Below are 18725 nucleotides of genomic sequence, written 5' to 3' on the forward strand. Positions count from 1 at the left end.
AGAATAGAAGGGGATTTATTTTTCAATTGAAGGGGGATAGCCCATATACTTTTTATAAATTCTAGAGAAGTAGGGTAAGCTACTAAACCCTGCTAGTTCACAACTTTCACTCACATTATAATTACCTGAACGAAGCAATTTCTGAGCATACTGGCAGCGTAGATAATTGATATAATCAGTAGCTGTTTTGTTGGTAATCTCCTTAAAGGTACGGCAGAAGTAATATTTGCTAAATCCGATACTTGAACAAATATCATCTATCGTTATATTGTTTCGATAATGCTTTTGTATGTACTGGATAGCATTTTTAACTAAGTTTATTTTTTTGTTACTCTGACCTAGGACAAGGAGGTTAGTATCTTGTAAGATATGGTGCCGTATGAGTTCTACTAATAGGTTAGCGATAAGCCCTTTAACAGCTACTTTATAGGCTGTATCTTGATGTGTCATCTCATAAATAATCTGATTAAAAATTTCAATGCACTTAGAATTGGTAATCTTATTTTCAAATGAGAGATTTAAGGTATCTAGCCCTAAGCTTTCATAAAGGGAGGAATGGATAATAAGGCAGTAGTAATGGGTATGTTCACTCATGGCCTCGAATTTATGTAGATCGTTGGCATTAATGAGAACGAGGTCACCAGGTGTAGCAAGTACTTTGTTAGGTCCACATACTACATGGCATTTCCCTTCTATAAGATAGATCATTTCAAGGCTTTCATGCCAGTGCATCATGTCATTAAATGGGGTGCTGTTACTAAGAAAGTTAGGGTGAAAGATAATAGAGAAATCAGGGTCAAGATGATTATGATTTTCGTAAAAAGAATGAATCATGATATACCTCCTGTTTAATGTAAAAGAGCAATATAAGATAAAGATGTATCAATCTGATATATGTACTTTTTTTGAGGTAAAAGTATAATTAAAGTATAAATTATTTGACTATAAAGTCAATTTTAAAAAATAGGAGGCTCGTATGAATAGATTTCCAATAGGTGTCATTATTGACTCATTTAGAACAGATATGCAAACCGCCTTAAAAAAAGCTGAAAACATGGGAGTAAAGGGTATACAAGTTTATTCAACACATGGAGACATGTCTCCAGAAAATTTAACGCCTTCAAAAAGAAAAGAGTTTCTAAATCGTGTAAAGGATCATGGGCTTGAAATCTCTGCACTGTGTGGAGACTTAGGGCAAGGCTTTGGAGATCCTCTTAAAAATAAAGTTAATATTGAAAAATCTAAGAGGATTTTAGACTTAGCTAAAGACTTAGAGACTTCTATAGTGACGACACATATTGGCGTAATCCCACAAGATCCTAATCACGATCGCTATAAAATTATGCAGGAAGCTTGTTTTGAGTTAAGCCAGTATGCGGATGAACTTAAAGCACATTTTGCTATTGAAACAGGTCCTGAGACTGCTCTTACACTAAGAAACTTCCTAGATACATTAGGTTCAAAAGGGGTAGCGGTTAATCTAGACCCAGCCAACTTAGTCATGGTAACAGGGGATGATCCTGTTCAAGCTGTTTATACACTAAAAGATTATATTGTTCATACACATGCTAAAGATGGTAGACGCCTACTGATTAAAGACCCTGAGGTTATTTATGGTTTGGTAGAAGAAACCATTCAAGAAGGTAAAGCCTTTATAGAACTGCCACTTGGGCAAGGGGATGTAGACTTTAAAAAGTATTTACAGGCCCTTACGGATATTGGCTACAAGGGATTCTTAACCATTGAAAGAGAAGTTGGAGACAATCCTGAAGCAGATATTAAATTGGCTGTTGATTTCTTAAATCATATGTTAAGAGGATAGGGGGAAAGCAAAATGAGTAAAATTAAAGTAGGTATTATTGGAACAGGAAGTATTAGTCATTTACATATACAGGGGTATTTGAAAAATCCAGATGTAGAGCTTTATGCACTTTGTGATATTAATGAGGAACGTGTAAAAGCAGTAGGAGAAAAATATAAGGTTTCACGTATTTATACAGATATGAATGAAATGCTAAAACTTGAAGAACTAGATGCAGTCAGTGTATGTACATGGAATAGTGCCCATGCACCTTGTTCTATTGCAGCCCTTAAAGCAGGTAAGCATGTTATTTGTGAGAAACCAATGGCTATGAATGCGGAAGAAGCAAGAGCTATGAAAAAGGCTGCTGATGAGGCGGGCAAACTCTTAATGATTGGCTTTGTGAGACGCTTTGGAAATGATGCTAACATTATTAAGGATTATCAGAGCACAGATTTCTTAGGAGATATTTATTATGCCAAGGCTACTTACTTAAGAAGAAAGGGCAATCCAGGAGGGTGGTTTGGAGATAAATCACGCTCTGGTGGTGGTCCATTAATTGACTTAGGTGTACACGTTATTGACCTTACAAGATTCCTTATGGATAATCCTAAGCCTGTCTCAGTTTATGGCGCTACCTTCCAAAAACTTTTTGATAGAAAAAACATCAAAGGCGGTACAGGATACTGTTCAATGGAGAAAACAAATCATGATGTTTGTGATGTAGAAGATTTAGCTACAGCCATGATTCGATATGATAATGGTGCAGTGGTGTCTATAGAAGCAAGTTTTAGTTTAAATATTAAGAAGGATGAAGGAATTATTGAACTGTTTGGTACAAAAGGTGGAGCAAAATTAAGTCCAGAACTTGAAATGTACACAGAAATCAATGACTACATGGTAGACGTTCAGCTTGCTGCTAAGACAGCGTTAGATTTTGATGGCTTATTTGATAATGAAATCAATCACTTTGTAGATTGTGTTAAAGGTGAGACTCAGTGTATTTCTCCAGCAGAGCATGGTATTGAGATTATGACTATACTCGATGCCATTTATGAATCTGCCAGAACAGGGCATGAAGTGATTATTGAATAAGGAGAACCTCAATGAAAGTATCTGTAAGTAGCTATAGTTTTTCAAGACTAATAGGAAATGGAACATTAACACAACTCGATTGCATAGGTAAGGCTAAGGAAATGGGCTTTGATGCTATTGAACTCGTAGAGATAATCCCCCATGATGGGAATACGAAAGAAGAATATGTACACCAGCTGGCTAAGGAAGCTAACCGCGTTAAGATGCCTATATCAAGCTTTACTTTTGGAGCAGATTTCCTTTATGGAAGTGGGGGAGATCTAAAAGCAGAGATTAAGCGTGTAAAAGAGATGATAAACTTTGCCCAGGTATTAGGTGCCAAAATTGTTAGGCACGATGCCACAAGAGGCTACAATCAGGGGGATAGAGGTTATAGAGGCTTTAATGAGGCTCTACCTAGACTAGTAGAAGGATGCAGGGAGGTGACAATTTATGCAGAAAGTAAAGGAATCAGGACCACTGTAGAAAATCATGGCTTTTTCTGCCAAGATAGTGAGCGTGTAGAAAAGCTCGTTAATGCGGTTGCTCATCCAAACTTTGGTTTATTAGTAGATATGGGGAATTTTCTATGTGTAGATGAAGACCCTGTGCAGGCCGTAAGTAGGGTAGCACCTTATGCTTTCTATGCTCATGCTAAAGATTTTCTTGTAAAAAGTGGTAGCGGTATAAATCCTGGAGCTGGTTTCTTTAAAACAAGAGGTGGAAACTACTTAAGAGGGATGATTATTGGGCATGGACATGTACCAGTGCAGCAGTGTATAAGTATTCTAAAATCAGTAGGATATGATGGGTATATGGCTATTGAGTTTGAAGGGATGGAAGATCCCATAAAAGGTATTCAAATTGGACTGGAAAATTTAAGACGTTATATAAGTAATGCTTAAAGTATAAGAGAATGATGGAAATAGCCTAAGTTTCACCCAAAAGGGGGATTTAGGCTATTTTTGTATAAAATATTTAAATTATTTGTTATGATATAGATGAATTATTTAAAGGAGGTATTTTAAGTGAGTGAAAAAGAAGTATTTCAATGGACTAAATTTTATCCAGAGCTTGCAAATAAATTATTAAGATATAAAAATAATAGACAAGGTTTACTTATTTTATTAGAAGAAGTATTTAAAAAAATAGATATGAGATTTCCTTTTAGGATTGAAGAAGAACGACTAGAAGATATTTGTCCTTTTTCAATTTTTGGTTGTTTTAATAAGCACATTACAGATGAAAAACGTATTCGGATTCTTTCTTTGTTAGCACAAGAATTAGAGATATCAGAAGAGGTACCGACTTCATTTGAAGGAGTACCTATACTTGACCCTAGAAATGCTTGGTTTTTTGGAGATATAAAGAAAAGAACAGAAGACATACCAAATCTATGGGAAATGTTTGAAGTAGCTATTGCTTATGCAGATAATCCTAAAGAAAATACAAAAAAGGATTTTATTACATACTATGATAAGGTTATACAACAACCTTATGTTAAATGGAAGCTATCTATAGGATTATATTGGATTAGGCCTGAAACATATCTTAATCTTGATGGATGCAATAGAGAATTTCTTATTAAAAACAATAAAGATTTAATGTTCTGGCAATATGATTTGAAAAATGAATTTAAAACTGTCCCAAATGCTTTGGTATATCTTAATATAGTTGATTGCCTAAAAAGAGCATTTAGCCAAAATAGAATCCCATATCATGATTTTTCACATCTTTCACATGAGGCATGGAAAAGAAATAATATCAATGAAATTAAAGAGAGCTGTGATGAATATGGAGAAAACTTAAGGGAGTCAGAAACAAGGTATTGGATTTATGCACCAGGAGAGAACTCTTGTAAATGGGAGGAGTTCTACGATGAGGGCATTATGGGAATAGGCTGGGAGGAACTCGGTGATTTAAGACAATATACTACGCGAGAATCTATGCGCATGAAGATGAAAGCACTATGGGACAGTAATAAAAGTTATACGAATGCTTCTTTAGCGACTTGGCAGTTTATGCATGACATGCAAATCGGAGATATTATATATGTAAAAAAAGGTGTATCAGCTCTTATTGGAAGAGGGGTTGTTGAAAGTGATTATATTTTTGATGAGGCAAGACAAGATTACAAATATATTCGAAGAGTGAAATGGACGCATAAAGGAAATTGGGAGCATCCAGGTCGGGCAGTGATGAAGACTTTAACGGATATATCTTCTTATGTGGATTACCGTGAAAAAATAGAAGTGATGATGACACAAACAGAAGAAGGATTTGAAGAGATAGAAGAGCAAGAGATTGAGTATGATAGCTATTTAGAAGAAGATTTCTTGAGCAAAGTCTATATGAATGCACAGCAGTATGAGACATTAGTAGGCTTGCTTAAGTATAAGAAAAATCTTATTCTTCAAGGAGCACCTGGAGTAGGCAAAACTTTTGCAGCTAAGAGGTTAGCTTATTCTATAATGGGTACTAAGGACACAAGTAGAGTAATGATGGTTCAGTTCCATCAAAGTTATAGCTATGAAGATTTTATTATGGGGTATCGCCCGACTCAAGATGGGTTTGAACTGATGCAAGGGCCTTTTTATCAGTTTTGTAAACGTGCACAAGATGATAGTGAAAGGGATTATTTCTTTATCATTGATGAAATTAATAGAGGTAACTTGAGTAAAATTTTTGGGGAACTCCTTATGCTTATTGAGAAAGATAAAAGAGGAGATAAGCTTCGTTTACTTTATGCGAATGAGTTGTTTTCAGTGCCGAGTAATGTACATATCATTGGGATGATGAACACAGCAGACCGAAGTCTGGCTATGATTGATTATGCGCTTAGAAGGAGATTTGCTTTTTATGAACTAGAGCCTGCTTTTGATTCAGAAGGTTTTAATAAGGTAAGAGAAGAAGTAGGTCATCCTAAGTTTGGCGTACTTGTAGATACGATTAAAGCATTAAATCAGGATATTGGTAAGGATGAGGCATTAGGAACAGGCTTTAGAATAGGACATAGTTATTTGTGTACAGATGATCCTATTACAGATGAATGGATTGAAGCTGTTATTAAATATGAACTATTGCCTCTTATCCATGAATATTGGTTTGATGATAGTACTCAAGTGGAAAAATGGCAAATAAGGTTGAGTGATATTTTAAATGACTAAGAATAAAAGTATCTATATTAAAAACATTTATTACATGCTTGCCTATGCTTTTCAATCTTTAAAGGAGGAATCGTATAAGCATATAGAGACTGAAACATTTCAGTATACAAGTGATTTGTTAGCGGCTATTCTTGCCCAGGGGATTGCTAATCAAATAAGAAGAGGATTAGGGCGAGAATACTGTAGGCAAATGCAATCTTTAAGTTCTCCAAGAGGAAAAATAGATGTCACAAATTCTATTAAAGCTCAAACTTTGTTTAGAAGACAACTTATCTGCGTCTATGATGAGTATTCAGAGAATATGTACATGAATCAAATATTAAAGACAACAGCGAACTTACTCCTAAGATGTCCAGATGTGGCATTAGCTCAGAAGAAAAAAATGAAAAAAGTACTTATATATTTTCAAAATGTCAAGGAAGTAAATCCTTATACAATTCAATGGAAAGCTATTAAGTATCACAGGCATAATGCTACATATAAGATGCTGCTGAATATTTGCTATTTAGTCATAAAGGGCTTACTGATGACGGAGGAAGAGGGTTCTAAAAAAATAGGACACTATATAGATGAGCAACATATGCATAGATTATACGAAAAATTTATATTTGCTTTTTATAAAAAGCATTACCCACAATTTAAGGTGTCAGCTAAGCATATTAACTGGAATGTAGATGATGGATATGTAGAATTACTACCGACTATGAAGACAGATATTACGTTGGAATATAAAGATAAGACAATGATTATTGATACAAAATATTATAGCTCAATACTGCAACAACATGGGCAGTTTCATAGTAAGGCTTTACACTCAGGTAATATGTATCAGATATTCACCTATGTTAAAAACTATGATGTCATGCAATCTGGTAAGGTAAGTGGTGCACTTCTATATGCTCAAACAGATGAAGCAATTATGCCAGACCATGAATATAGGATGGCTGGTAATAAGATTAATGTTAAGACATTAGATTTAAGTGGAGATTTTGAAATAATCAAACAACAGCTTAATGATTTAGTGAAGGAGCTAGCCGAATAGGCTAGCTTTTTTGTAGAAAAATCTACTCATAACGATAGAGCAGTATATAAAGGTATTATTGATAATGAAATGGCTTTAGTAGAAATCAGGCCTTTATGCGATGCATTAGGAATTCAAATTGAGTGGGACAGTACATTATCTACAGCATATTGTTCAAAAGGTGATACAACATTTTTTTTAACTGTAGGTTCTAAGAGTGCTCAACTTAATGGTAGCCCTATAGCATTAGAGAGAGCACCTAAATTAGTAAATAATAAAAGAAGAGATAATGCCTATATAAGGGTATTATCTTTTTTCTATTATATAAGCATAATAAGCTTTAAGTATCAAGATTCTATGAGTATGTAGACAAACCTACTCATAACAGCACCTCTCACACCATATATTATAAGGATAAGCATAGTGAGAGCAGGAGGAAGATAAGTGGCGGTTATTTCAGTAGTTAACTACAAAGGAGGAGTAGGTAAAACAAGTATAGTGGCTAATCTAGCAGTAGGCCTTGCTACCAAAGGTCATAGGGTATTAGTCGTAGATTTAGACCCACAAGCTAGTCTGACTTTTTCATTTATACCTGTAGAGCAATGGGGGACGCGGTATAGAGAAAATCATACCATTAAAAAATGGTATGATAGCTGTTTGAATGGCAATAAGATACCTTTTGAAACCTTATTTACAGAGAACTTAGAAGTCAATCAGCATTTAACAAGACCCATTACGATTATTTCTTCTCATACAGATTTATTTAAAGTAGAGATAGAACTTGCACAAAGGTGTCTAGGTGTAACAAGGCGTAAGCAAATAAGAAATAAAATGGCTATACTTTATTTATTAGATAAGGAAATAGAGAAGTTAAAAGAACAGTTTGATATGATTTTGATAGATTGCCAGCCGAGCTTTGGCATCATTACACAAAGTGCTGTAGTGGCAAGTGATTACTATTTAGTCCCAACAAGACTTGACCACTTATCTAGTTTAGGTGGATTAACGCTGAAAGGACATGTAGAGGAATTAGTGAGAGATACTAACCAAAGTATCGCTTACTTTAGTTTACCTTATCATAATTTGCATCCACAACTTATGGGGACTGTAGCAACTATGGTGCAAACCAGTGGGGATGATCTCATTGCTATTAATAAGCAGTATGAAAAAGAAATTAAGGACCAGGCATTAAAGTATTTTAATACACGTATCAGGTTTAATCAAAGTGTAATGGGGCAGAACAATAAAATCCCTACTATTTTAAGAAGCAAATCAGGTCCAATGGAAAAGAAGCTTGCTGAAGAGTTTGAAGCGCTCTTACAAGAAGTACTACAGAGAATGGGGGATAAGTGATGGCAATAGGTGCACAAGAAGTGATTAAAGGCTATAAACTCGCCTTAAAATTTATAGAAGGACTTGATGAAAAGCAATTCTCAAAATGGCTAGAGGGAGAGTTTACTTTAGGATTACAAGAAGTACATAAAAGTAAAAAGGTTGTCAAAGAAGTAGATAAGCAATTAGTGGTTTATGAAGAAGCATTGAAACAATGTCAAACCTATGAAGAGGCACAAATCTACTTACAAGGACTAAAATTAAGTAAGCCTAAGCTAGTAGAACTGGCAAAAAGTTTAAGTGCCTGCATTAAAAGCAGAGATAATAAAGATCAAATTATAGAGAAAATCATACAGGCAACGGTAGGGAATAGGTTAAAAATGGCAGTATTAGGGAGTAAAGTAGGAAGCTAGCCAGAAGGTGAGAAAATCCGAATTTTTTACTTAAATTCATATTTTGCGTTAGGGAAGTAGAAAATGAGGTGTTAAAAAGTGTATAATAAGCTAGAAAAAAGATGAAGGAGTTTAGCAAAATGAAAAGATTAATACAAAAGATAATGAACCTAACTTTAGCTGCTCTATTAGTACTTACGCCAGTACAAGCTCAAGCTAGAACTTTAGCAAAGCCTATATCTATATCTCTTGATCAGGTCATTATTGGTGAAGGATATATAAGTGATAATGGGAACGCTATGATACCATTAAGACTATTATCAGAAAAACTTAACTATGATGTAAGCTGGGATAATAAAGAACAGACTGCTACGATAACAAAAGGGGATAAATTCATTGAATTTACAGTAGATTATCATAATGCCAAATCCAATGATGGATATATTCAATTATTAAGTAATCCTGAGATGAAAAATAATACAGTATATCTTCCTATAAGAGTTGTAACGGATACATTAGGTTTACAAATAAGCTACGCCAATAGAACAGCTTATCTCTCTACATCAGGTGAACCAATCAAAGTACCTACTGTAAATAAACAAGTACCACTAGAAGAAGTACCGAGTTTACTACTAGGTAATGGCTATAAGAGATTTGGCATAGATAATATAAGTTACAACAGGCACGCTATAGGTGAGGATGGAAAGCCTTATCAAATTTCATTTGCACAAGTAGTACCAGAAAAACAATTAGTAACCTTATCTTTGCATGAGAATAATTCAGAAAATCTAGAGATGGCAAAGCTTATTCTGAGTAGCTTAGTACCTACCAAGGCAAATGAACTGTATAATATGATTTCTACACAAGAGATTATCCCTTTAACAATTATAGAAGCTGATGGGTATCAGATAGGGATATTAGCAGAAGAAGATTATTCAAGCCTTGATTTAATATTTGATGGGAGTCAAGAGAGAACTTATATTAAGACCCTAATAAATAGCTCACTATAGGGGGTCTCTTAATAGGGATTAACAAAGATAAAAATAAACGAAAAAAGCTAGCATACAGTCATTCTGCCTTAAAAGCATGGCTGTATACTAGCTTTTTTATGTGGCAAAATAGAGGCTTAGAAATTTCTAAAAGCAAAGAGGATTCATCTCTGAAAAATACAAAAAAGAGTTGACTTTTAGGAGGTAAGATATTATATTTTGAGTGTACTAGTTGAAATAGTACACTTGGTACACGTAGCCATACACTAAAAGTAAATATATAGATAAAGTTTAAAGGAGGTGGACTATGTTTATTATTGATGGTAGAAGTGCTAAGCCGATTTATGAGCAAATTGTGGATCAAGTAAAGGAGCAATTACTTAAAGGTATTTTAAAGAGTGGTGATCAGTTGCCTTCAGTGAGACAATTAGCTGGAATGTTGACAATCAATCCCAATACAGTGAGTAAGGCTTATCAAGAGTTAGAAAGACAAAAAGTGATTGAAACAATTAGAGGGAGGGGGACATTTGTTTGTGCTCTTCCAATGAAAAAGGTGGATGAGGAGAAAATGGCCGAGTTATATCAAACACTAAAAAATATCTGTATTGAATTACACTACATGGGATTAGAGGAAGAAGAAATTGTTGCTCAGGTAGATAAAGTATTTAAAGAACTGAGGGGGGAGAAGAATGAGCATTAAAGTAAACGGTGTATCAAAAAATTTTGGGAAGTTCCAAGCGGTCCATAATGCATCACTTGAAGTAGCGCCTGGATGTATTCATGGCTTAATTGGTGAAAATGGTGCAGGTAAAACAACCTTGATTCAATGTATAGTAGGGATTTATAAGAGTGATCAGGGTGAAGTATTCATTGATGGTAAGTCAGTTTGGGAAAATGATGAAGCTAAGCAAATGATAGGCTATGTAGCAGATCGTAACCAATTTTTTAAGGGGTATAAAGTAAAAGAGTTAGTGGACTTCTTTGAAGCCATGTATCCAAACTTCAGTAGAAAAGATTTTGAACGCTATAATGAGATTTTTAAAATTAAGGTAAATCAAAAAGTTACTCAGCTTTCTAAAGGGATGCAGATGAGAGTATCTTTTATGCTACATCTGGCATCCAATCCTAAGGTAATGATATTAGACGAGCCTACATCAGGCTTAGATGCGATTGCAAAAAAACAATTACTTGATTTACTTATTGAAGCTGTAGAAGAAAAGCAAATGACTGTCTTAATATCTTCACACCATTTAACAGAGCTAGAGAAAATATGTGATGAGGTAACCTTTATTCATCAAGGTAGAGTCTCTTATCAATCTACTATAGATGAATTAAAGTCAAGCATTAAGAAGCTTCAAATTGTATTTGAAGACGAAGCACCAGAAGGCTTTATGAAGTGGAGTGAATTTGTGAATATTGAAAAGCTAGGGAGTGTGTACTATGCTATTACGGATCGTTATACACAGGAGCTAGAGAATAGATTAAGAAAGGTTGGAGCCCGAATTGTAGAACCTATAGGTATGAATTTAGAAGAAATCTTTATTTATACAGATGGAGGAAGGAGAGAGGCGAGTCATGAATAAATATAAGGCATTGATCAAATATGAGTTTAGATCATTAAAGTGGATGATATTATATTTCCTAATGGTATGTAGTGGTGTATTTCTACTATTTATGGGAACGATGGGGGAGAAAAGGAAGAGCTTCTTAGAACATTCAGGCATTTGGTATATATCTAATGAGTTTAGCCAAGAATTGAATTGGATTGCACCTTTCTTGTTAATAGGAAGCATTGTAGGACTTATTCTTCTCGTATATGTACAACTTAGGGATGCAAAAAATATAGAGGTTGGAAGATTTTTGAAGGCCTTACCTATACAAAGTAGCCATATTTATTGGATTAGGATGGGATGTGGCGTAGTAACTTATACCCTTCCATTTGTACTTTATGCCATAGGGATTGTAGTACTTCGATTTTCTCATAGTAGTTGGCTCAATGATATGTATAGCATAAGTATATGGCAAGATAGCCTTTTAGAGATAGAGTCCGTACAGTATATCGTATTAATGCTTCTGATGAACTATTTGATTATGACGTTAGTTTATCTCATGTTATTACTGATGCAGTACCTAATTAGTAATCGTATATTTGCTATCGTTGTTACAGCGATTGCCATGATTCTACCAACATATTTTAACCTTATGATAGATTTTAGGTACCAAGTAGATACTTATCTCACTTTACCAGTAGTATATGGCATGATGGATTCAGTCACAGGTAACCAAGTAAGAAATGGTGAGGGGGTTAACATTCATTTTATAGGAAATACAGGTATAAAGGTTTGTTTACTACTTCTAGCTATTGGCGTTGCTCTTGTATTAGGGTGGCTGAGTAGTAAATATTTTACGGTAGAAGACCAAAGTAAACTGATTCCTAAACGTTTATGTCGCAAGATATTTATTGCAGTAGGTACAATAAGTATGGCACTATTACCTCAATTTTATGTTTCAGGATTTGGTATGTTTTCTGAAGTGAATTTAGGAATCCATTTAGGATCTATAGTGATTCTAGGGATAGTAGGTTATATCCTAATGTATCAAGTTGCTAGGATTGGATGTAAAGAGAAATAGGAGGTGATTAAGATGAAGAAATTTGCATGGATTTTATTAGGGAGTATTTTATTGACAGGGTGCAGTACTTACCAAGAAGTAAGTATGATGACTACATACAGTGAGGAAGAGCCATCTAGTATGTATGGAAAAGAGGAAGCTGAGGATGTAGGGAGTCAGGCGTATTATGTAGTTGAGGATACTATTCTTAATCAGACAAAAAGAGTAGCTGATGAGTTTAATAAAAAATATAATGACTATTATTATGAGTTCGATTCAAGTGGGCGTGCATTACAGATAGATTGGGAATTCTTTCAGGAAAATAATTTAAAGCCAGAGGATAGTGAATGGGCAGAGAAATTAGATGAAGTATTTCCTGGGATTCAAGACTTTATGAAAAAGGTCGGAGCAGAAGAGAGCAATAGAAATCCTCAGCACATAGTGATTAATAATGCTGCCATAAGAATTAAACCTGCTCACTTATATAAGGATGTTGAGGGAAGAAGCTATAATTATAGTTCTTATATGGACATTGAAAATGAACCACTGACGTTAGTGGATGAGTACTTTAAACAGTTAGCAGAAGTCGTACCAAAGGATAAGTTTGTTGTATATACGCCTTATGTTATGGGACAAACAAAGTTGTTACGTTTTTCTACACCATCACTTAATAATAGAAGTTATATGACGTTATACGATGAACAGGGAAAAGTGGATGCCACTTATTATGAAGAGAAGGCAGTGGGTTATCAGCTCTTTATAGAAGATGATCAGATTCAAAAAGTAAGGGTCATTTTCAATAAGATTAAAGATGAGGAGATCGATTTGTCCTATTTTGAACCTCTACTGAGCTGGTGTAAAAATGAATGGAATATGGAAGCAAGCGAATTAGAAGAGGTTAATGCCTTAGTTGAACAGGTTATACAGGGCAAAAAGGGAAGTAAAAAAGGAAGCTTTGGAAATTATGAGTATAGCTATAAAGCCAAGCAGAATAATAGGTTTAGGTATAGTGCAATAGATCAGTCTGAATATAAAGAGATGTCAATTGAATTTGTGATAGAACCTAAGTCAAATAGATAGGCTTATAGAAAAGGGAAGGGATTTAAAACCTTCCCTTTTATTTTGGAATAGAGTAATAATCATTTATAAAGAAAGGAAAGAATTTGTTCAAAATAAGAATAGATTCCTTTAGGGTACATGGAGCTTCGGAGACATGTTATACTAATAGTAAACAAATAGATATCTTATTGGTGATAGAAATGAAAGGCAGGGGGAAGATATGAGTCTTAGTAACCGATTTAGGGAAGTATGTTTAGTTATTTTGATTCTTATTTGTGTGCTTGCTTACGGTATTTACTGGGCATTTTTTGATGTGCAACGTATAAAAGGGCAAGAGTTGTTAGGAAGCTATTTATCTCCAGGGCAAACCTATGAAGTGACAACCTATTTAAATAATGGTGGTGCAACCGTTGATTATGCTGTATTAGGGGTTGTGACAAATCAAGAAAGTAGAATAAGCAAAAATATTTATTGGCAATATCATTGTCAAACAGCAACGGTTGAGTGGTTGGATGATAGAACTGTTAAAATAAATGACATAGTGTTAGATGTAGAAAAAGATACTTATGATTATAGACGTGAATAATACAACTAACCAAATAGTTAATCTTTGGATTGAGATAGCACTTTTAGTAGATGCTATCTTTTTTTGATTATATTTACTAGTGGTGGTGAGGTAGTATGGAGATATGAAAGGAGTGACAGTCCGCTTATAGATACTAAAAATATAACCAAGCTCTTTATTAATGATTGGGTCATTTCTGTACAAGATAGGGAAATGATTATTGGTGATTAGGATTAAATAGTAAAATGATAAATATTTAAATAAACTTATTAGAGTGTTAAAATAATTGTAAAATAGATATTTACTTGCTGCCATTTATTATACATAGCAAATAGTATTGAGATGTTAAGTTTAGTTGACAAAATTCCAACTTTACTTGGTAGAAAGTAGTTGATATGTGAGGTATACTACACACAAGTGAACTTAGACTCATTGAAAGGCTGGTGATTATAATGTCATTAGGTGATAAATTACTAGATTTGCGTAAAAAAGCTGGATTATCTCAAGAAGATGTTGCAGATCGATTAGGGGTATCTAGACAAACTGTGAGCAAGTGGGAAACTGACCAAACAGTTCCAGAATTAATTAAAGTAAAATTGTTAAGTCAACTCTATAATGTAAGTTATGACTACCTTATAAGTGGAAGTAATCTTAGCGGCGATATTACAAGCATAGAAATGATAGTTGATGAAATTGACTGGACAAGTGCGTGGAGTAAAAAATATCCTATTTTAGCTACTTATCAAGGTATAGAAGGAATACAGCCTTATTGCCAACAAATCTGCAATTTTTATGACCATTTTAAAAACATGTTCAATCTCAATGATGAGGATACAGTTTTAATTTTAAAAGATATGCTATATCAAAAGTTTAAATCCGAGAACAAGAAAAATAAAATCAAATAAATTAAAGTTAATGAACCCAATAGGAATTTTGTCCATGAAAATAGCCCCTTCAGTTGAAGAGGCTATTTTTATACTTAAGACAATAAAATTAGATTGACTGGCTAAATAAAAATATATATATTAAAGATACTTAATGAATGAAAGAAATCAATATAGAGGAGAAAGTATGCTTACTACATTATTAATTATTATTTATATAGCCTTTATTAGTCTGGGGCTCCCGGATGCTATTTTAGGATCGGCATGGCCAATGATTTATCAAGATTTTAATGTACCTGTATCAGCAGCTGGTTTATCTACAATGATTGTTTCGGGAGGAACGATTATATCAAGCTTCTTTAGTGCAAAGCTCATTAGAAGATTTGGAACGGGTATCGTAACAACTGCCAGCGTATTTTTAACAGCAGCAGGGCTACTTGGTATATACTTTTCACCAAGTTTTCTTTGGATTTGTATACTTGGCATTCCAATGGGAATAGGAGCAGGTGCTGTAGATTCTGCATTAAATAACTTTGTTGCGCTGCATTATGAAGCAAAGCATATGAACTGGCTTCATTGTTTTTGGGGAATAGGGGCTACAGCAGGACCATTCATTATGTCCCTGTTTCTCTTAAAAGAAAATGGCTGGAGAATAGGTTATGCTACAATTGGGATTATTCAGGCTGTTTTAGTGATAGGGCTAGTTGTTTCATTGCCTTTGTGGAAGAAGTTTGAAACCCATACAAATGAAGAGGAAGCTACTAAGAGTGATATAAATATTCGTGCTTTACTTAAAATACAAGGAGCGAAACCAGCACTTGTGGCCTTTTTTTGTTACTGCGCAGTTGAGCTAACGACAGGGTTATGGGCAAGTTCTTATTTGGTTATAAGTAAAGGCATCCCGGCAGAAAAAGCTGCAAAATGGGCAGCGCTTTTTTACTTAGGTATTACAGTGGGTAGACTTGTAGCAGGATTCTTAGCCATGTATTTTAATAATAAGAAAATGATTAGAATAGGGCAAATAATCTGTATCTGCGGAGCTCTATTATTGATTATACCTTACTCAAGTTACTTGCAATTAGCAGGTCTGATATTGGTTGGCCTAGGTTGCGCGCCTATTTATCCGGCGATGCTCCATGAGACACCTAATAGATTTGGAAAGGAAATATCTCAGGGGATAATGGGTATTCAAATGGCAACAGCTTATGTAGGCAGTACTTTGATGCCACCATTATTTGGGATGATCGCAAAGGCTACTACTTTCAATTTACTACCTTACTTTTTAGTCGTTTTAGTGCTTATTATGTTCGTAACTTCAGAAAGAGTGAGCAAAGTATGTAAAGATAAAATGGTATAAGAATATATGCAAAATGTAATAGAGGTGAAGGAATGAAGTATCCATATCGTGAATATGTGAGTGTATTTAAAGCACTAGCAGATGAAACAAGGCTTAAGATTATTCAAATGCTTTCAAGTGGAGAACTTTGTGCATGCAATATTTTAGAAGAATTCAATATTACTCAACCTACATTGTCATACCATATGAAGATTTTAACGGAGTGTGGGCTTGTAAAAGGAGTCAAGGAAGGTTCATGGATGAAATATACCATAAACAATGAGAGGTTAGAAATCGTTAAAGATATTTATGAAGATGTCAATAAAAATAGGTAGGGTATCAGGTAGGTATCCTACCTATTTTTATTTTTTTACAATTAAAATGCGAACTCGAGCATATAAAATACAATAGAGAACATATTGACAGTTATCTATATGCGTGATAAGTTTGCTATAGAGCGTTATCCATATAAGCTCAGGCTTACGACTCTATAGACCTAGTATTTTAGCATTTAAGTCTATAAAAACATAAAGAAATAGGGAGATAAAATGAAAAAGACAGATTTAACAAAGGGCAATGTATTAAGGGTGCTTACAGCACTTGCATTACCTATTATGGGGGGATCCTTATTACAATTTGCATATAACTTAGTAGATATGTTGTGGGTAGGAAGATTAGGAACAGATGCTGTTGCTAGTATTGGTTCTTCAAGCTTCTTTATAGGACTAGGCTACTCTATTAATGCAATGGTGGTTATTGGCGGAGGAATAAAAGTAGCCCATGCAGTGGGCAAGAAAAATGAGTATGAAACTAAGGCCTATATGAATGCAAGTCTCGTACTAAATGGTCTATTAGGTTTGCTTTATGCAGTGCTACTCCTTTATGCAGGAAAAAGTTTTATTAGCTTTTTACAACTTGGGAATGTAGAGGTTGAACAGAATGCTTATCTTTATTTAGCATATAGTGCCCCCATGCTATTTTTTGCATTTTTTAATTTACTATTTATAAGGCTTTTAGGGAGCTTTGGAAATAATAAAGAAGCTTTTAAGATTAGTGCCATAGGTATTATAATGAATATTATTTTAGATCCTATCTTGATATATACATTTAAAATGGGAGTTTTAGGGGCTGCTGTTGCAACGCTTATTGCAAATGTTACTATGTTTTTCTTATTCTTGTACAAGGGGAGAAGCATTTTATTTTTTGATAAAACAATCGGGATAGAGTATGAAAAAGTTGTTGAGATTATGAAGCTAGGATTTCCTATGTCCTTCCAAAGGATACTTTTCACTTTCGTGAATATTATACTAGCTCGAATGATAGCTATATTTGGATCGGATGCTCTAGCAGCTCAAAAAATTGGTCTACAAATTGAATCTGTAACTTATATGGTAATAGGTGGACTAAATGGAGCTGTAGCCAGCTTTACAGGTCAAAATTTTGGAGCTAAGAAGTATGAGAGAATCCATGAGGGCTATGCCACAGCCATTAAAATAGGAGGGGCGTACGCTCTAGCAACGACCATGATTTTTTTAATTATTCCAGGACCCATTGTAAAACTTTTTATTCATGAACTTACAACGATAGAAATAGCAAGCAATTATTTACGTATTATTGCTTTTTCACAAATATTTAGTGCTCTTGAAATGATTACGAATGGTCTGTTTACAGGGATAGGAATACCTAAAGTATCAGCTAAGATTAGCATTCTATTTACTGTATTACGTATTCCGATGGCCCTTTTATTTATACAGCTTTTTGGGATAAATGGTATATGGTGGAGCATTACACTCTCTAGTTTATTAAAAGGTGTAGTGGCTTATTTATACTATAAGCTAAAAGTGCAGAAACAATATAGATGTGATGAAGGAGATGAAAAGGTATTTAAGGGGTATAATGCCTAGAAAGGATAAGGTTATGTAAGAGTCTTGACCTTATTAAAATGGCAAATAACAGGAGACTAGTTTGGCAAAAAGGAGAGTATAAACGAATGAATAAATTAAAGGTGGCTTTTATATGTGTACATAATTCTTGTAGATCTCAAATGGCGGAGGCTTTAGGAAAACATTTCGCCTTGGATGTATTTGAAAGTTATTCAGCAGGAACAGAGCTAAGACCAGAAATTAATCAAGATGCTGTAAGAATTATCAAGGACTTATATGGGATTGATATGAATAAAACGCAAAAGAGTAAACTCTTAAAAGACATTCCAGAAGTAGATGTGGTGATAACAATGGGATGTAATGTAGCTTGCCCATCACTACCATGTAAACATAGAGAAGATTGGGGACTTGAGGACCCATCAGGAAAGGCTGATGAAGAGTTTATCAAGACAGCTAGGCTTATAGAAGAAAAGATAATGGAGCTTAGAGAGCGTATTGCTCTGTTTAGTGTCAATAGTTTATAGAAAAATTGGTAAAAAGTGCTAAAGATAGTTATTATTAAAAGATATGTTTACAAATATAAAATTTTAATATATAATGGGTTCAACAAAA

Annotated in this window: 20 protein-coding genes; 19 read left to right on the top strand and 1 reads right to left on the bottom strand. The window is 34.3% G+C overall.

Going from position 1 to position 18725, the window contains the following annotated elements; all coding sequences use genetic code 11:
• Nucleotides 1–15: 15 nt before the first annotated feature.
• Nucleotides 16–834: an AraC family transcriptional regulator gene (locus ACLTBU_RS11905; RefSeq protein ID WP_412219062.1), complete on the bottom strand. Its 819-nt coding sequence runs from the start codon at nt 832–834 to the stop codon at nt 16–18.
• A gap of 142 nt (nt 835–976) precedes the next feature.
• Between ACLTBU_RS11905 and ACLTBU_RS11910 the strand changes: the two genes are divergently transcribed.
• From ACLTBU_RS11910 to ACLTBU_RS12000, 19 genes are all read left to right on the top strand, one after another.
• Nucleotides 977–1822, top strand: coding sequence for a sugar phosphate isomerase/epimerase family protein (locus ACLTBU_RS11910; protein ID WP_249334333.1), 846 nt, complete (start codon nt 977–979; stop codon nt 1820–1822).
• Nucleotides 1823–1834: 12 nt separating this feature from the next.
• Complete coding sequence (locus tag ACLTBU_RS11915) at nt 1835–2896, top strand: Gfo/Idh/MocA family protein (RefSeq protein ID WP_249334335.1); 1062 nt, start codon at nt 1835–1837, stop codon at nt 2894–2896.
• An 11-nt stretch (nt 2897–2907) separates the two neighbouring features.
• Nucleotides 2908–3780, top strand: a complete 873-nt coding sequence (locus ACLTBU_RS11920; RefSeq protein ID WP_249334337.1) for a sugar phosphate isomerase/epimerase family protein — start codon at nt 2908–2910, stop codon at nt 3778–3780.
• Nucleotides 3781–3903: 123 nt separating this feature from the next.
• Nucleotides 3904–6042 (top strand): AAA family ATPase, encoded by a 2139-nt coding sequence (locus tag ACLTBU_RS11925; RefSeq protein WP_412219065.1) that lies wholly within the window; start codon nt 3904–3906, stop codon nt 6040–6042.
• Nucleotides 6035–7084: a 5-methylcytosine-specific restriction endonuclease system specificity protein McrC gene (gene mcrC, locus ACLTBU_RS11930; RefSeq protein WP_320649737.1), complete on the top strand. Its 1050-nt coding sequence runs from the start codon at nt 6035–6037 to the stop codon at nt 7082–7084. Before ACLTBU_RS11925 ends, mcrC begins: the two co-directional genes overlap by 8 nt.
• A gap of 57 nt (nt 7085–7141) precedes the next feature.
• The gene (locus tag ACLTBU_RS11935; RefSeq protein ID WP_412219087.1) at nt 7142–7432 is read left to right on the top strand and encodes a copper amine oxidase N-terminal domain-containing protein; all 291 of its coding nucleotides are present in this window, start codon (nt 7142–7144) and stop codon (nt 7430–7432) included.
• A 75-nt stretch (nt 7433–7507) separates the two neighbouring features.
• Entirely contained in the window at nt 7508–8416 is a 909-nt protein-coding gene (locus ACLTBU_RS11940) for a ParA family protein (protein WP_249332237.1), read from the top strand.
• Complete coding sequence (locus ACLTBU_RS11945; protein ID WP_249332236.1) at nt 8416–8808, top strand: hypothetical protein; 393 nt, start codon at nt 8416–8418, stop codon at nt 8806–8808. Before ACLTBU_RS11940 ends, ACLTBU_RS11945 begins: the two co-directional genes overlap by 1 nt.
• 119 nt (nt 8809–8927) lie before the next feature.
• Nucleotides 8928–9797 carry a copper amine oxidase N-terminal domain-containing protein gene (locus ACLTBU_RS11950; protein WP_412219067.1) on the top strand — a complete coding sequence of 290 codons (870 nt, stop codon included), beginning with the start codon at nt 8928–8930 and terminating at the stop codon, nt 9795–9797.
• 286 nt (nt 9798–10083) lie between these two features.
• On the top strand, nt 10084–10476 hold the full coding sequence (locus ACLTBU_RS11955; protein WP_249332234.1) for a GntR family transcriptional regulator: 393 nt from the start codon (nt 10084–10086) through the stop codon (nt 10474–10476).
• On the top strand, nt 10466–11359 hold the full coding sequence (locus ACLTBU_RS11960; RefSeq protein ID WP_249332233.1) for an ABC transporter ATP-binding protein: 894 nt from the start codon (nt 10466–10468) through the stop codon (nt 11357–11359). The genes ACLTBU_RS11955 and ACLTBU_RS11960 overlap by 11 nt, the downstream gene beginning before the upstream one ends.
• Nucleotides 11352–12407 (top strand): hypothetical protein, encoded by a 1056-nt coding sequence (locus tag ACLTBU_RS11965; protein WP_412219069.1) that lies wholly within the window; start codon nt 11352–11354, stop codon nt 12405–12407. The genes ACLTBU_RS11960 and ACLTBU_RS11965 overlap by 8 nt, the downstream gene beginning before the upstream one ends.
• 12 nt (nt 12408–12419) lie before the next feature.
• Entirely contained in the window at nt 12420–13466 is a 1047-nt protein-coding gene (locus ACLTBU_RS11970; RefSeq protein ID WP_412219070.1) for a hypothetical protein, read from the top strand.
• 199 nt (nt 13467–13665) lie between these two features.
• Nucleotides 13666–14031 carry a DUF5412 domain-containing protein gene (locus ACLTBU_RS11975; RefSeq protein WP_249332230.1) on the top strand — a complete coding sequence of 122 codons (366 nt, stop codon included), beginning with the start codon at nt 13666–13668 and terminating at the stop codon, nt 14029–14031.
• A 431-nt stretch (nt 14032–14462) separates the two neighbouring features.
• Nucleotides 14463–14915, top strand: coding sequence for a helix-turn-helix domain-containing protein (locus tag ACLTBU_RS11980; protein WP_412219072.1), 453 nt, complete (start codon nt 14463–14465; stop codon nt 14913–14915).
• A gap of 166 nt (nt 14916–15081) precedes the next feature.
• A complete protein-coding gene (locus ACLTBU_RS11985; RefSeq protein ID WP_412219074.1) occupies nt 15082–16251 on the top strand; it encodes an MFS transporter in 1170 nt (389 codons plus the stop codon).
• Between the two features lie 32 nt (nt 16252–16283).
• Nucleotides 16284–16565 (top strand): ArsR/SmtB family transcription factor, encoded by a 282-nt coding sequence (locus tag ACLTBU_RS11990; RefSeq protein WP_249332227.1) that lies wholly within the window; start codon nt 16284–16286, stop codon nt 16563–16565.
• Between the two features lie 213 nt (nt 16566–16778).
• Nucleotides 16779–18134, top strand: a complete 1356-nt coding sequence (locus ACLTBU_RS11995; RefSeq protein ID WP_412219075.1) for an MATE family efflux transporter — start codon at nt 16779–16781, stop codon at nt 18132–18134.
• Nucleotides 18135–18220: 86 nt separating this feature from the next.
• On the top strand, nt 18221–18637 hold the full coding sequence (locus ACLTBU_RS12000) for an arsenate reductase ArsC (protein ID WP_337528916.1): 417 nt from the start codon (nt 18221–18223) through the stop codon (nt 18635–18637).
• Nucleotides 18638–18725 lie beyond the last annotated feature (88 nt).

Origin of the sequence: Zhenhengia sp., assembly GCF_046966505.1 — a bacterium.
In the GTDB taxonomy this organism is placed as follows: Bacteria; Bacillota; Clostridia; order Lachnospirales; family Cellulosilyticaceae; genus Zhenhengia; species Zhenhengia yiwuensis.